At 40.1% G+C, this 15,383-nt stretch carries 16 protein-coding genes; 12 read left to right on the forward strand and 4 right to left on the reverse strand.

All coding sequences use genetic code 11. The features are described from left to right. The first annotated feature begins 194 nt into the window (after nucleotides 1–194). From cyoA to dnaB, 11 genes are all read left to right on the forward strand, one after another. Entirely contained in the window at nucleotides 195–1,262 is a 1,068-nt protein-coding gene (gene cyoA, locus FTU83_RS01755) for a ubiquinol oxidase subunit II (RefSeq protein WP_180051123.1), read from the forward strand. 3 nt (nucleotides 1,263–1,265) lie between these two features. Next, nucleotides 1,266–3,254, forward strand: coding sequence for a cytochrome o ubiquinol oxidase subunit I (cyoB, locus tag FTU83_RS01760; RefSeq protein WP_067767311.1), 1,989 nt, complete (start codon nucleotides 1,266–1,268; stop codon nucleotides 3,252–3,254). 4 nt (nucleotides 3,255–3,258) lie between these two features. Further along, nucleotides 3,259–3,879, forward strand: a complete 621-nt coding sequence (gene cyoC / locus FTU83_RS01765; RefSeq protein WP_078188581.1) for a cytochrome o ubiquinol oxidase subunit III — start codon at nucleotides 3,259–3,261, stop codon at nucleotides 3,877–3,879. Further along, nucleotides 3,879–4,205 carry a cytochrome o ubiquinol oxidase subunit IV gene (locus tag FTU83_RS01770; protein WP_078188582.1) on the forward strand — a complete coding sequence of 109 codons (327 nt, stop codon included), beginning with the start codon at nucleotides 3,879–3,881 and terminating at the stop codon, nucleotides 4,203–4,205. Before cyoC ends, FTU83_RS01770 begins: the two co-directional genes overlap by 1 nt. 10 nt (nucleotides 4,206–4,215) lie before the next feature. Then, on the forward strand, nucleotides 4,216–5,094 hold the full coding sequence (cyoE, locus tag FTU83_RS01775; protein ID WP_180105551.1) for a heme o synthase: 879 nt from the start codon (nucleotides 4,216–4,218) through the stop codon (nucleotides 5,092–5,094). 101 nt (nucleotides 5,095–5,195) lie between these two features. Then, nucleotides 5,196–7,313 (forward strand): hypothetical protein, encoded by a 2,118-nt coding sequence (locus FTU83_RS01780; protein ID WP_180105552.1) that lies wholly within the window; start codon nucleotides 5,196–5,198, stop codon nucleotides 7,311–7,313. 6 nt (nucleotides 7,314–7,319) lie between these two features. Then, entirely contained in the window at nucleotides 7,320–8,108 is a 789-nt protein-coding gene (locus FTU83_RS01785; RefSeq protein WP_180105587.1) for a DUF3142 domain-containing protein, read from the forward strand. Nucleotides 8,109–8,265: 157 nt separating this feature from the next. Further along, on the forward strand, nucleotides 8,266–8,652 hold the full coding sequence (rpsF, locus tag FTU83_RS01790; protein WP_004696436.1) for a 30S ribosomal protein S6: 387 nt from the start codon (nucleotides 8,266–8,268) through the stop codon (nucleotides 8,650–8,652). Nucleotides 8,653–8,664: 12 nt separating this feature from the next. Beyond that, nucleotides 8,665–8,892 carry a 30S ribosomal protein S18 gene (rpsR, locus tag FTU83_RS01795; protein WP_004278792.1) on the forward strand — a complete coding sequence of 76 codons (228 nt, stop codon included), beginning with the start codon at nucleotides 8,665–8,667 and terminating at the stop codon, nucleotides 8,890–8,892. Between the two features lie 9 nt (nucleotides 8,893–8,901). After that, nucleotides 8,902–9,348, forward strand: coding sequence for a 50S ribosomal protein L9 (gene rplI / locus FTU83_RS01800; RefSeq protein ID WP_078188585.1), 447 nt, complete (start codon nucleotides 8,902–8,904; stop codon nucleotides 9,346–9,348). Nucleotides 9,349–9,586: 238 nt separating this feature from the next. Beyond that, nucleotides 9,587–11,026: a replicative DNA helicase gene (dnaB, locus tag FTU83_RS01805; RefSeq protein ID WP_078188586.1), complete on the forward strand. Its 1,440-nt coding sequence runs from the start codon at nucleotides 9,587–9,589 to the stop codon at nucleotides 11,024–11,026. Between the two features lie 21 nt (nucleotides 11,027–11,047). Here the strand turns inward: dnaB and FTU83_RS01810 are convergent, their stop codons facing one another. Next, nucleotides 11,048–11,614 (reverse strand): hypothetical protein, encoded by a 567-nt coding sequence (locus FTU83_RS01810; protein ID WP_180105588.1) that lies wholly within the window; start codon nucleotides 11,612–11,614, stop codon nucleotides 11,048–11,050. A gap of 466 nt (nucleotides 11,615–12,080) precedes the next feature. Between FTU83_RS01810 and alr the strand changes: the two genes are divergently transcribed. Further along, entirely contained in the window at nucleotides 12,081–13,154 is a 1,074-nt protein-coding gene (gene alr, locus FTU83_RS01815) for an alanine racemase (protein WP_180105553.1), read from the forward strand. A gap of 96 nt (nucleotides 13,155–13,250) precedes the next feature. Here alr and FTU83_RS01820 read toward each other — a convergent pair whose 3' ends face one another. Genes FTU83_RS01820 through FTU83_RS01830 form a run of 3 tightly spaced genes read right to left on the reverse strand, consistent with a single transcriptional unit; the run spans nucleotide 13,251 to nucleotide 15,381 of the window. Beyond that, nucleotides 13,251–13,985, reverse strand: a complete 735-nt coding sequence (locus tag FTU83_RS01820; RefSeq protein ID WP_180010367.1) for a proteasome-type protease — start codon at nucleotides 13,983–13,985, stop codon at nucleotides 13,251–13,253. A 17-nt stretch (nucleotides 13,986–14,002) separates the two neighbouring features. After that, nucleotides 14,003–14,782 (reverse strand): transglutaminase family protein, encoded by a 780-nt coding sequence (locus tag FTU83_RS01825; RefSeq protein WP_168377742.1) that lies wholly within the window; start codon nucleotides 14,780–14,782, stop codon nucleotides 14,003–14,005. After that, entirely contained in the window at nucleotides 14,779–15,381 is a 603-nt protein-coding gene (locus FTU83_RS01830) for an alpha-E domain-containing protein (protein WP_168377743.1), read from the reverse strand. Before FTU83_RS01830 ends, FTU83_RS01825 begins: the two co-directional genes overlap by 4 nt. Nucleotides 15,382–15,383 lie beyond the last annotated feature (2 nt).

The raw sequence follows: 15,383 nt of genomic DNA on the forward strand, positions 1-15,383 counted from the left end.
TTTTAATACAGTCATTTAAAGCATCTTTATGTATAGCTTAGTTTGCCGATATCAGGCATAATGCCCTACAACGTAGCGGTGTCGCATCATTGTGACTGTTTTTTCATGTCTGAAAAAATCACAATCATGCGACACTTTATTCGCTATCCCAAATTTTAAATTTAGGGAATGGGACTCTTCACCGAGGTTGTAAAATGAGACAAACAATTTTAGCTGTATTGTCTTTATCTGCGATCGCTGCACTCTTAACTGGGTGTGGTGGTGATATGGTACTTCTAAACTCAAAAGGTCCAGTTGCTGAAGGTCAATCAAACCTCATGCTTACTGCGATCTACCTAATGTTGTTGGTAGTTATTCCATCAGCACTTATGGCTCTTTGGTTTGGTTGGAAATATCGCGCGTCAAATAAAGATGCAGACTATGCACCTACTTGGGCACACTCGACTGCAATTGAAGTTGTAGTTTGGGGTATTCCCGTAATTATTATCGCTATTTTAGCTTGGTTAACTTGGTGGGGTTCCCACAAGTATGACCCTTACCGTCCACTCGAGTCAGATAAAGCTCCTTTAACTGTTCAAGTTATTGCTGAACAATTTAAATGGATCTTCATCTACCCTGAACAAGGCATCGCGACTGTAAACGAGATCCGCTTCCCTGAGAAAACTCCTGTAAGCCTTCGTTTAACATCTAACTTCACAATGAACTCATTTTTCATTCCGGCGTTAGGTGGTCAGATTTATGCTATGGCAGGTATGCAAACTCACTTGAACTTATTAGCTGATGAAACTAGTCCTGCTGAAGGCTTCCGTGGTTTCTCTTCTAACTATTCAGGTTATGGCTTCTCACAAATGCGCTTCCGTGCACATGCTGTGACTGATGCTCAGTTTGCTGAATGGGTTTCTGCTGTTAAAGCTGGTAATGGTTCTTCAGTTAATCCTGAAGCAGTTCAAAAAACTGTTTTAGACCAAGCTGAATTTGCAACCTTACGTGACGGCAACCGTTCTAAACACCAGATCGAAGCTTTAGTTGCTAGAGCAACTACTCCTGAAGAAAAGGCTAAAGCTGAAGCAATGAAGCCTTACCCTACTAAGCCACATCCAGTGACTTATTACTCTTCAGTAGAACCTAAATTGTTCGAATCAGTGATCAATAAATACATGAGTAACTACCACGGTGCTGATCATACAGCTACTGTTGGACACGAAGCTGCTGCTTCTGAAGCTCATGCAGGCGTTGAACATGCGACTGTTGCAGGGGAATAAGACATGAGCTTATTAGGTAAGTTAGGACCAGATGCAATTCCACACGATCCAATCGTGTTGGTTACTGTTGCAATGATGATCCTTGGCGGTATCGCAGTTGTTGCTGGTATCACCTACTTTAAAAAATGGGGCTACTTGTGGAACGAATGGTTCACATCTGTAGACCATAAAAAAATTGGTATCATGTATATCCTCGTGTCAATTGTCATGCTTGTGCGTGGTTTTGCCGATGCGATTATGATGCGTCTTCAACTGTTCCTTGCAAAAGGTGGCGGTGAAGGTTACTTACACCCAGAACACTATGACCAGATCTTTACTGCCCACGGCGTAATCATGATCTTCTTCGTAGCAATGGGTCTAGTTGTTGGTTTAATGAACGTTGCTGTACCACTTCAAATTGGTGCGCGTGACGTAGCATTCCCATTATTAAACTCTCTAAGCTTCTGGTTATTTGCCGGCGCTGCGGGCTTAATGATGGCTTCTCTTGCAATTGGTGAATTCGCTGCAACAGGTTGGATGGCTTACCCTCCACTTTCTGGCATCGAATACTCTCCAGGTGTAGGTGTAGACTACTATATCTGGGCACTTCAGGTTTCTGGTCTAGGTACGCTTCTTACTGGTGTTAACTTCTTCGTTACCATCATCAAAATGCGTGCGCCTGGCATGAAACTTATGGACATGCCTATTTTCACTTGGACTGCATTAGTTACTGTAGTGCTTATCGTTGCAACTTTCCCAGTTTTGACTGCGACTATTGCAATGCTTTCACTTGACCGTTACTTCGGCTTCCACTTCTTTACAAATGACATGGGTGGTAGCCCAATGTTGTATGTAAACTTGATTTGGACTTGGGGCCACCCAGAAGTTTACATCTTGGTATTACCTGCTTTTGGTATTTACTCAGAAGTTACTGCTGTGTTCTCACGCAAAGCGTTGTTCGGCTACAAATCTATGGTGTACGCAACTGTAGCAATTGGTGTTCTTTCACTGGTTGTTTGGGTTCACCACTTCTTTACAATGGGTGCTGGTGCCAACGTTAACGCGTTCTTCGGTATCATGACCATGATCATTGCGATCCCTACTGGTGTGAAAATCTTCTCTTGGTTATTCACCATGTACAAGGGCCGCATCACCTATACAACTCCAATGCTTTGGACACTTGGCTTCCTTGTGACTTTCGGTATTGGTGGTTTAACAGGCGTATTAATGGCAGTTCCACCAGCGGACTTCTTAGTACACAACTCTTTATTCCTTATCGCTCACTTCCATAACGTAATTATTGGTGGTGTAGTGTTCGCGATGTTCGCGGGTATCATTTTCTACTGGCCAAAAATGTTTGGTTGGAAACTGAATGAAACTTGGGGTAAAGCAGCGTTCTGGTTCTGGTTCTTCGGTTTCTACTTTGCATTCATGCCACTTTATATCCTTGGTTTCATGGGTATGACTCGTCGTTTGAATACATATGACAACCCTGAATGGGATCCGTACTTAGCGATCGCTTTATTTGGTTCTGTATTGGTTGCTATCGGTATCTTCTGTTTTGTTATGCAAATCGTTGTTGGTTTCCTTCAACGCAAAGACAACATGGACGTTACTGGCGATATCTGGGATGGTCGTACTCTTGAGTGGGCTACTTCATCTCCTTCACCATTCTATAACTTTGCTTATCTTCCAAAGATCAATGGTATTGATACTTTCTGGACTGACAAAGAAAATGGTGTTGCTTACGCTAAGCCAACTACATACGAAGACATCCATATGCCTACAAACCGTGCGGCAGGTTTCGTAATTGCAATGTTTATTACAGTTATGGGCTTTGCATTAATCTGGCATATCTGGTGGTTAGTCGTTGTAACTTTCATTGCTTCAATTATCAGCTTCATCGTTTCTTCTTTCACAAAGAAAGTGGACTACTATGTTCCAGCTGCAGAAGTTGAACGTATTGAAAATGAACGCTACGCGCTTCTTGAAAAACATTTGAAGAAGGACTAAGACAATGGCTGAAGTACTTCATCACGACAACCACGGACATGACGAACATCATCATCACGATGATACTGACATCACTGTCTTTGGTTTCTGGACTTACTTGATGAGTGACTTGGTTCTTTTCGGGACACTCTTCATCGCGTTCGCTGTATTAAGTAGCCACGTTCCAGTGGGTACGCCAAGTGCACAAGAGCTGTTTGGTGAATCTTTAGGTTTCGTTTTAACTGAAACTTTCGCCCTTCTTATCTCTTCTGTAACTTTTGGTTTTGCTGTTCTTGCAGCATACAAGAAAAATGTTGGTCAAGTTTTAACTTGGTTAGCAGTTACTTGGGTATTTGGTGCAGCCTTCATTGGCATGGAACTTTATGAGTTCAACCATTTAGTTCATGCTGGTCATGGCCCAAGCACAAGTGCGTTCTTATCTGCGTTCTTTACTCTAGTTGGTACGCATGGTATTCACGTAACTTCTGGTTTGGTATGGATGCTTGTGTTGATGTTCCAAATCAAGAAATATGGTTTGACACTTCCAAACACTCGTCGTCTTGCTTGCCTAAGCTTGTTCTGGCACTTCCTTGACATCGTTTGGATCTGCGTATTCAGCGTTGTTTACTTGATGGGAGTTATCTAATGAGTCACGATCATAACTCTGCTGGTGCAGCTCACGGTAACGTTAAACAATATACAATCGGTTTTATCCTTTCTGTTCTACTTACCGTAATTCCATTCGGTATGGTAATGGCAGGTGGTTTTAGCCGCGGTCTATTGGTTGCCGTAATCGCGATTACTGCGGTTGCTCAGGTTCTTATTCAGTTAGTTTACTTCCTGCATATGAACTCTTCTTCAGAGCAACGCTGGAACGTGATTGCATTTGTTTATACAATCCTCACAATTGCTATCCTTTTAGTAGGTTCTGTGTGGATTATGAACTACCTTCACTTCAACATGATGATCTAAACTGGTCGTCATGCTGAAAAAGTATTTATTCCTGACTAAACCAGGAATTCTCTTTGGTAACTTTGTTACCGCTTTGGGTGGCTACTTTGTAGCTGCCCAAGGTTCTATAGATTTCCTTCTGTTGCTTCTTACCCTCTTAGGCACCCTCTTTGTGGTCGCTTCTGGATGTGTTGTCAATAACGTTATTGACCAAGACATCGACTCAAAAATGCAACGCACACAAAATCGTGCGATGGTTAAAAAATCAATCTCGATTCCTGTTGCTTTAGTTTTTGCTTTAGTTTTAGGTGTAATTGGTTTTAGCATTTTATGGTTTTGGGTAAATGCTTACGCTTTTCTTTTTGCTGTTATTGGTTTTGTCGTATACGTTGGTTTTTACAGCTTATGGACAAAACGAACAACAATCCATCAAACCATTATCGGCAGTCTTTCTGGCGCAGCGCCACCTGTAATCGGGTATACGGCAGTTGCAAACCAGTTTGATTTAGGTGCATTACTGATTTTTATTGGTTATGCATTTTGGCAAATGCCTCATTCTTGGGGAATTGCAGTTTACCGATTTGATGACTACAAAAATGCAGGAATTCCAATTTTACCTGTAGCACGTTCAATTCATCGAACCAAGGTTGAATCTTTGGTTTACGTGATTTTGTTCTGCATTACCATGAACGGTTTATACTTTTATGGTTATGCCAATTGGATTTATATGATTGTCCTGAATGCCTTAAGTCTGTATTGGATTTATTTAACCATTCAAGGATTCAAAGCTGAAGATGATCAAGTTTGGGCAAAACAATATTTCATGTTTTCAGTCAAATTGATCACAGTGATTAGTTTAATTTTTAGTTTTACTTCCACTGCCCCTCTAAAGCCAATTGTATTTTTTTAAAAAAGATAGAGTTTTACTCTATCTTTTTTATTTCTAGGCATCTTCAATCAACTTTCCCCACTTGATATCATTGCACCTACAATTATAAATAACTGTGCCTTATGTCTTCTCAACAAAAAATTCTTCGCTCTGCTCTTTTCACATCATTTATTCCTTTTGGCATTTTCTTTAGTGCACACAGTCATGCAGGTATGGATGTCTATTGTGAACCTTCGACAGAAATTCAGACCAATGCCTATACTGCATGCAATGAATTGCCTGCGCTCACGCCGGCAAATGACAATCAAACCAATATGCTGCTGTTGCTTAGCGATTTAGGCATTGCCAAATTTAATATTCAAGAAGAAAAATCCACTTTATGGACAACTAGCTATAGCAAAGTCCCTTTTGAAGTTTCCAGTCTTTTAGTGAATAGCCACAATAAATTGCCAAATGCACGCAAACCTCTAAAAGCACCAGATTTAAGCTATAACGAGCATTGCAATAGCCTGCAAAATGGTGCGCACGCGTTTATTCAACAAGTCAAAACCGACACTAAGCTTTCAAGCAGTGAAAAAGACATGTTGATCCACGAGCGTGAAAAAATTAATAACTGTGAAAACACATTAGCTTTACTGAGCGTGAATCCCAATTGGTCTGCCGCTGCACGTCAATATGTATCCTATTTAAATGCAACGATCTCTTTTTATAATGCTCACTTTTCCACAGCGACTAAGATTTATTCAGTACTAACCAATGTTGATCAAACGTGGTTAAAAGAAACTTCTCAATATATGCTTATTCGTAGCACCTTAAATGAAGCCTATCAAAGTGGTGTTGGTGAATATGGTGATTTAGTACATGACAAACTCAATCAAAACTTATTAACCACTTTTTTTAATAACATTACTCAGTACTTTAAGCTCTATCCGCAGGGTCAATATGCTGCAAGCGCACGCGGTTTATTAAGACGTGGTTTTTGGCTCAGCGGTAAACACGATTTACTGATCAATGAATATGTTTGGCAAATCAATCATCCAACATCCAGCGTCTATAATTTAGAATTGCCAAATCTACCTTATGAATTAGATCGACATGTTTTTCAAAGTAATAGACTCAATGTCAAAAATTTGAAAGATCCATTTTTTCTTAGCATTTATGACCTTATGCATATGCGCAAAAAAGAAACGGCAGATGATGTGGTCATTTCATGGGCTGAGTTAAACGCACAGAAAAATTATTTTAAAGATTCACCAGAACTGTTCCAGTATTTGCAGGCAAATCACTTATTTTATGTGCAAAACAAAGCACAAGAAGCACTCAAATATCTGCCACAACAAGTACCGAGCAGCATCAACAGTTACCTACAGTTGAGTCAGCTACTACTTAAAGGCCGCATTCTGGAAGCTAGTGGGCGAAATCAAACCACTCAAAAATATTGGGAAAACCTACTTTCCATCAGCAAAACCGCCGAACAACGTGGATTGGCTGAACTTATGCTGTATCGTTACTATGCTCAACAGCAAAATACTGCACAATTTATTGGTTCTTCAGCCAAAATCAAGCAAGCTTATCTACAGCAACAATATTTAGTCGATGCAGCGAATGAACAAAGTTTAATGTCTGTGGTCAAAAATAACGTGGCCACGCAAGATCAAAAAAATGTTGCGCTTTATACCCTACTAAATAAGTCATTGGCTTATCAAAACTTTGATTTATTTAACCAAGCGTATCGTGAATTACCAAGCAACGCGGCTCAATTTAATACTGAACAAAACACTGCGGAGAAGTTTCGCAATCAGCCATCATTTGCAAATTTCTTATGGAAAGGTGCAAGCGTGAGCAATTCGATTAAATGTCCTGACTTGGCAACTTTGACCCAACAATTGCAAGTCAACCCAAAAGACCTGAGCCTTAATTTATGCTTAGGTGAATATGCGCGTAGTTCACAAGCCTATACCATACTAAATCTCAACTACCTGCCTGATCATTCACTGCAAAGTTTCAAGGGTACTTATTTTGCCCGTGGCGATGTATATAAAAACATTATTAAAACAGGGACAAAATCTGAATTAACGGCTTATGCGCTGTACCGTGCCATTCAATGTTATGCGCCAAGTGGCAATAATGAATGCCAAGACAAAGATGTAAATAAGTCGGTTCGAAAACAATGGTTTGATCAAATCAAACGCGACTATCCAGAAACCAGCTGGGCTAAATCTCTAAAATATTATTGGTAATTGATGATGATTTTGCAGGTGATAAGGCGGGTAAATACATTAGAACTTTTGTTCATATTGAGCATTGTTTTGTGTTCCGCATGTTCACCTGCCCAATCTGGAAATACACAACAAGCTCACACCGAAATACAGCAACGTGTTAATGCAGCACATTATTCAAGTTTTTGGATTTGGGGCAATATTTCTAGTAGCCCCTACTTACAGCAAGCCACGGAGCTCTATATTTTACAAGGTGAAATGAATTGGAATAAACCGTTAAAGCAATCCGAGTTTATCCCACAAGGTATTCAAGTCCTCCATAAACCACAGCAGAAAATTTGGATTGTAATCCGTAGCCATCATTTACAATGGTCAAATAACAATATTCAGCAAATTTTGCAGCGGCTTAAATATTGGGAAAAAAATGGCAATCAGATTCAAGGCTTACAAATCGATTTTGACGCAAAAACTAAAAACATTCATCAATATGCCTTATTCCTTGAAAATATACGAAAGCAACTACCTCAAAAATATCGTTTAAGCATTACTGGTTTAATGGATTGGACAAATATTCAAGATCAGCAAACGCTCAGTGTTTTGCGACGCAATATTGATGAGATCGCTATTCAAACTTATCGTGGTAGTGTCACGATCGAGAATTACACGAGCTATTTGAATAAAGTCTCAAAATTAAAACTACCTTATAAAATAGGCCTTGTACAAAATGGCCTTTGGCAAGCACCCAAACATTTAATTCAAGATCCTTATTTCAAAGGTTATGTGGTGTTTTTATTGCGTACCGCTAATCAGCCTTAAACCATAAATAATTCAAGCATTTTAAATCCATGCCTTGTATTTCAAACCTAAACGCTCTAAAATTCACGCTTCGCAAACTTTGCGACACAACTTTGGTTGTGACTCCTTGCTTCAATCAATTAATGATTGGGGCTGCCTAAACCGTAAGGAGCTGACAATGCGTCACTACGAAATCGTACTATTGGTACATCCAGACCAAAGCGATCAAGTTGTGGGTATGGTAGAACGTTACCTAACTCACATCAAAGAAGCTGAAGGTCAAATCCACCGTCTTGAAGACTGGGGTCGTCGTCAATTGGCTTACCCAATCAACAAGATCCACAAAGCTCACTACATTCTTATGAATGTTGAGTGTGGTCAAACTACTCTTGATGAGCTAGAAGAATTGTTCCGTTACAACGACGCAATCATTCGTAGCCTTATCATCCGTCGTGAAAACGCTATCACTGAAGAGTCACTATTGGCTAAGAGTGCTGAAGAAAAACGTGCGCGTAAAGCTCAACGTGAAGAAGCACAACAAGCTCAAGACTCTGCTGAAGCATAAGGAGAACATAACATGGCACGTTTTTACCGTCGTCGCAAGTTCTGCCGCTTTACAGCTGAGAACGTTACGTACATCGACTACAAAGATATCGACACTTTAAAACAGTACATCACTGAAAACGGCAAGATTGTTCCTAGCCGTATTACAGGTACTAAAGCTCGTTACCAACGTCAATTAGCGCTTGCTATCAAACAAGCTCGCTACTTGTCTTTGATCCCTTACACTGACAATCATAAGTGAGGTTGAGCTGTGGATATTATCTTATTACAACGCATTAAAAACCTTGGTAAATTAGGCGATAAAGTTTCAGTTAAAGCTGGTTACGGCCGTAACTTCCTTATCCCTCAAGGTAAAGCAGTTGCTGCTACTGAAGCTAACACTGCTGCATTTGAAGCTCGTCGTGCTGAACTTGAGAAACAAGAAGCTGAAGTATTAGCTGCTGCTCAAGCACGTGCTGACCAATTGAACGAAGTTAACATCGTGATCACTGCTAAAGCTGGTGACGAAGGTAAACTATTCGGTTCTATCGGTACTCGTGACATCGCTGACGCGTTAACTAATGCTGGTCTTGTTGTAGACCGTGCAGAAGTTCGTTTACCAAATGGTGCGCTTCGCAACACTGGTGAATTCAACATCGCAATCCAATTGCATCATGATGTTGTTGCAGAAGTTCTAGTTACTATCGTAGCTGAGTAATTTCTTGCAAAGAAAAGAGCATGCTTACGCATGCTCTTTTTTTATCTGTAAAAAATAGTGCTCCAACTTTTTTATATTTTTAACTCTTCATTCAATTCAATGTATGACGAATTAATCGGAAATACTTGTTCGCATTTCTGTAGAAAACGCCTATCATTTCAGTTCAATGAAGAGTTGAAAAAACTGTAATTAGCACCCATTTCCATCACATTAAATGGTTTCAGCATCAGGGATTTTTATGTCACAGGCGAATGCCAGCAAGCCAAACTCTACGCCAACAGCAAAAACCACAGAACAAAGTTCGTTGAAAGAGTTTCGTACCCCACCCCATAACCTTGCGATTGAACAAGCCGTGCTTGCTGCACTGATGACCGTTGCAGAATCTTTTGAGCAAGTGGGTGATGTACTGACTGAAGCTGATTTTTATGCGACCCGTCATAAATATATTTTCCGTGCCATCGATCAACTGTCAAAAGATAGCTCACCTTATGATGCGGTCTTGGTCAATGACTGGCTGATTAAACAAAACTTGCTCGATGCTGCTGGTGGCGAAGAATATCTGATGCAACTCATGTCAGATTCACCTTCAAGTTTCTATAACCTTGAAACGTATGCTGCAAAAATTAAAGAGTTTTCCACTTTACGCAGCATGATTAAAGTCAGCTCAGAAATTTTACAAAATGCCTATGACACCAAAGGTCGTACGGTCAGTGAAATTTTAGATCTAGCAGAAACCAATATTTTCTCGATTGCCGAGCAACACAACAACAACGCCAAAGCACAAGGCCCTAAAGCTATTAACTCTGTCGTTGCTAGTGTTTTTGATAAATTGAATGAACTTTCACAAACTGAAGGCAGTATCACGGGTTTAACCACTGGATTTGTTGAACTAGATAATAAAACCTCAGGTATGCAAGCAGGCGATTTGATTATTGTAGCGGCCCGTCCATCGATGGGTAAAACCACTTTTGCCATGAACTTGGTTGAAAGTGTGCTGTTTAATAACAACCTGCCCGCTCTGGTTTATTCCATGGAGATGCCCGCTGACTCGATTGCCATGCGTTTGATTTCCTCGTTCGGTCGTGTACACCAAGGGCATTTACGTGCAGGTAAAATGGATGCTGATGAATGGTCAAAAGTGACCAGTACCATTGTGCATCTCCAAGAAAAGAATTTGTATATCGATGACTCGTCTGCACTACCTCCAACGGAAGTACGTGCCCGCGCGCGCCGAATTGCCAAAATGCACGGCGGTAAACTTGGCTGCATTATGGTCGATTACTTGCAGCTTATGAAAGTACCCGGTATGGGCGATAACCGTGTTGGCGAGATCTCGGAAATTTCCCGAAGCTTAAAAGCACTGGCTAAAGAAATGCACTGCCCAGTAATTGCACTGTCACAGTTGAACCGATCACTGGAAAACCGTCCTAATAAACGCCCAGTGATGTCCGACTTACGTGAATCAGGTGCAATCGAGCAGGATGCCGATTTGATCATGTTTATTTACCGCGACGAGGTTTATAACAAAGAGTCTAAAGAAGCAGGTACTGCAGAAATTATTATTGGTAAACAGCGTAACGGTCCAATTGGTACTGTGCGTCTTGCCTTCGAAGGTCAATACACCAAATTTAGTAACCTCTCCCCTGAGTTTTATGCTCAGTATGATGATGAAGAGTAATGCTTGCATTGCTCTTTTTTATTAAAACCATGTTTTAATCTGACTTATTAACTTTGCCCACCATAGTTTCCAACTTGAGAGTAATTTATAATCTTGACTATTTTCTTCCATTTCAAGTGATGGAAATGCTTTATTTAATTGCTTGCATGTCGGATACTTTTGTTGCAGTTGCGCCAAATAATGTGTCTGATCATAGTCTATAAAACCATCTAAAATCCCAACCTCTGATCTATCGACTGTAGAACAATTTGAGGTCTGCTTATTCCAAGCTAAAAATGGGACAATCGGTTTAGATAAAACAAGCTGGTCATTCTTACAGTTTAATGTTGCAAATGAAACTACTTGATATTGCTGGGGTTTAGCACCATCTGGTGCATAAGCTAAACCAATAATTAATTGGTTTTTAGCTGTACTTTTACCTGAAAATCCACTGTACCATTGAGTAGGCTTTTTATATTTAACCTCATCTAGTATTGAGCGAAAAATAAATTGACCTGAACTGAGTTCAAAAATGAAGTCTGAACTCTCCTGTACTGCCAGTGAACCTTGGTAACGGGCAATAAAAACGTCATTGGGTGAATGTGGCATACAAGCCATAACTGACTGACAAAAAAATAAAGTACTCGATCCCAGATAACAAAATATTTTCATTATTTATTCAACATATCCAAGTTTAAAATGCATTGTTTAATCTCTCTTTGAGTTCATTTAAATTACGAACCCACTCTCCACAATCTTCTGAGTCTTGCCATAACTCGTACAGTTTAGAATTTCCTGAGTGAGAGCATCTAACACCATAATAGCTTTTAGAACGTATAGTTTTATATGAAAAATAAAGTCTGAAACTTTTACAAATTATTTGCAATCAATAACCTAATAGATTTTTCGATCTTAAATTAATTTATGATCAAAAACTTAAATGTTCATGTCTATTTGAGGTTGATAGGTCTACAATAGTGAATATTTTTAAATAGAACTATTTTTAGTATTTATTTATTACTCCACAGTGTATCTAACACAAATTACCAATTGTCATTCCCAAGGAGTATTTAGGGTGCGCCAAGCAACAGTTTATATTGACAGTCAGGCACTGCAATATAATTTAAACCGTGTCAAACAACTTGCCCCAACCGCTAAAATTGTAAGCATGGTGAAAGCCAATGCTTATGGACATGGAGTTAAAGACTGCTTAGCAGCCTTAAAAGACAGTGATGCCTTCGGTGTTGCCTGCCTAGAAGAAGCCTTAGAAATTCGCGAACTGGGTTATGAACAACCCATTACTTTAATTGAAGGCATTTTCTCAGATGATGAAATGCAAATTATCATCGATAAAAAAATTGAATGTGTGGTGCATCATCAGCAACAACTAGATTGGTTACGTGCACATAAGGATGCCTATATTGCTCAAGGTCTGAAAGTTTGGGTCAAACTCAACAGCGGTATGAACCGTTTAGGTTTTAAAGTGCCTGAAATTATTGATGTCATCAATGCTTTAAAGGCGGAAGGTTTTACTTGCGTACTGGCGATGCACTTTGCCAATGCAGACGCAGAAAATCATCCTTTAAATGACCAACAACGTGAACAATTCTTACACGTAAAAGAAGCTTGTGCGCCAATCATGGGTTCGTGCTGTAACTCGGCTGCGATTTTCAAATGGCCAGAACTGAATTTTGATTTTGTTCGCCCAGGCATCATGCTATATGGCGCGACACCTTTCTCAGACCGTTCTGTAGAAGCATTAGATCTTAAACCGGTGATGACCTTTACCGCTGAAGTGATTGCTTTAAATACCATTCAAGCTGGTGAATCTGTGGGTTATGGATCGACTTTCGTTGCAGAACAAGAAATGAATCTTGCGATTGTGTCGATTGGTTATGGTGACGGTTATCCACGTGCCTTCCCTAAACAAAACTATGTATCCATCCATGGACAGAAAACGCGTGTGATTGGCCGTGTTGCCATGGATATGATTGCGATTGATATCACCGGTATGCATGCACCGATAGGCACTGAAGTTGAGCTTTGGGGCAAAGATCGTCTGGTTGATGACGTTGCAGAAGCGAACGGAACCATTGGCTATGAATTATTATGCCGTATGAGCGCGCGCCCTGTACGTAAATTAGCTTAATTACGCCAAATCAAAAAGCCCAGATCAAATCTGGGCTTTTTTTTATCTCGCTTTTTTTATTCACTTTTTAAATTGATCGATTTGTTGATCAAATGGTTATTGAAAATAGTCAGCTGTTGGTTTTGCCAATTCAATCAAACCCTGACGCAATGCTTCTGACCAGCCTTTACTGATCATGGTGAAATATGGGTCCTCTTCATAAATGCGCTTACCATTTGGTATTTCTAAACTGTCTTTTTTATAAACCAAAGCATCTAAAGGCATACCTACTGACACATTTGAACGTATCGTTGAATCAAAAGAAATCAAGCTACAGCGCATTGCTTCATCGAGTGGCATATCGTAACGCAAAGTTCGGTCGAGTATCGGCTTGCCATATTTGCTTTCACCAATTTGAAAATATGGGGTATCCGGTGTCGCACAAATAAAGTTGCCTTGCGGATAGATGTTATATAACTGCATATCTGCACTGCCAATTTGACCGCCTACCAATAAACTACAGTAATAATTACTTTGTTCTAAAGTATCTGATGTGACATCTGAGATGACTTTTTTTAAGGTATGCCCGACCAATTCAGCCACTTCGAACATCGTATTTACACTATATAAATTCGGCTCTTGTTTGACCTCTAGCTGATTTTGTAAATGCCCAATGACCGCTTGTGTTGTGGCTAAATTTCCAGAGGTTTGGATGGTAATAAATCGCTCACCCACAATACCAAAGGAATAAAGTTTGCGAAAAACTGAAATATGGTCAACACCTGCATTTGTCCGTGTATCACTGATAAATACCATGCCATCTTTTAACCGTAATGCACAACAATAGGTCATTTTTATCCCTCAAATGATTAACAACTCAGCACTTGTACAATTGAGCTCATAGACTCAATACCACCTTTATCACGAACGCCTCGAACTGGAGCTACATCCCAGTAGTCCCGCCCAATCGCAACATAAATATGTGATTGTGGTGTAAATAGCTGATTACTGACATCAAAACAATACCATTTATTTTCGATATAGACTTCTACCCAAGCGTGACTGGCAAGGTGGCTACTATTCGGCACAAATAAATACCCAGAAATATAACGTGCAGGAATACCCAAATAGCGACACATTGCGATCATGACATGGCTATGATCCTGACATACCCCTTGCTTATGATGAAAAGCATCAATCGCTGAAGTATGTACCGATGTTTGATTCGATACATAGGGAATATGCGCCAATATCGCTTCAGCCAAACGAATCAGATTGGCACGATTGATACGAGGGACATAGCAATCGGCAAAACTTTTCATGTGAATATCGTACTGCGTACTCGGCGTTGGCTGTAAAAACAATTTCGGGTTTAAATCATCCGCATTTGAATCATTTGAACTCAAATTCATCTCTACGATGCCCTGCGCCATAATGGTCATTTGCAGATAAGGTTCGCGCTGCGTTGTGGTCAACCACACATTACCAAAAGTATCCAATTGCATATCACGCTGCCCCGGCACACTCACATCCCAATTTTGCACCTGTTGGTGTGCATTGGTGGACGGGGTCATTTTGATATATTGAATGCTTCTGTTTACCACATCAGTGTAAACATAATGGGTCTGATGGTTGATCATGAGCCTCATACAGCCACCTCAAACATATTTTGGATATGATCACTGAAATGGTAGAAGTTTTGGCTATTCGGCTGCTGTTTAAGTGCCAACCATGCCTCTTGCACGCTTTCCCATCCAAACTGAACCAAAGCCATGACAATATGTTCAATCTTCGCTAGGGTGTGTTGAATGTCCTGCTGCATGCGTAACTGGCGATCAAGCTGCTCTATGGCTTGTCCTAAACTAAAAAATAAAAATACATCTTCAGATTCGGACTCTAAAACATCTTGGCAATCTGTTACCACGTCACAGATATAACCTGGGTTATCACTCGCATTACGAATTAAACGGCTGAGTTCTGCATAACTTTTTGCTGAAAGTACACCCCTTAAGTCCTGAATATTACTTTGCGCATATTGAAATTGGCTGGAAAATGACGCCGGCTGCTCCGCATTTAAAACTAACTCATTCATTGAGTCGGCATCAAATGCTGGCAAACAAAAAGCATGTGCATAGTTCAATGCCGTATCAACATCTTGAAAAGGGAAAATACTGCATAAATATTGAGTACGTGCTAAATAACGCCCCAACCAAAAAATATGTTCTGCATTACTGTTTAATAAAATCATGT

It is taken from the genome of Acinetobacter sp. YH12152 (assembly GCF_013418285.1).
GTDB lineage: Bacteria > Pseudomonadota > Gammaproteobacteria > Pseudomonadales > Moraxellaceae > Acinetobacter > Acinetobacter amyesii.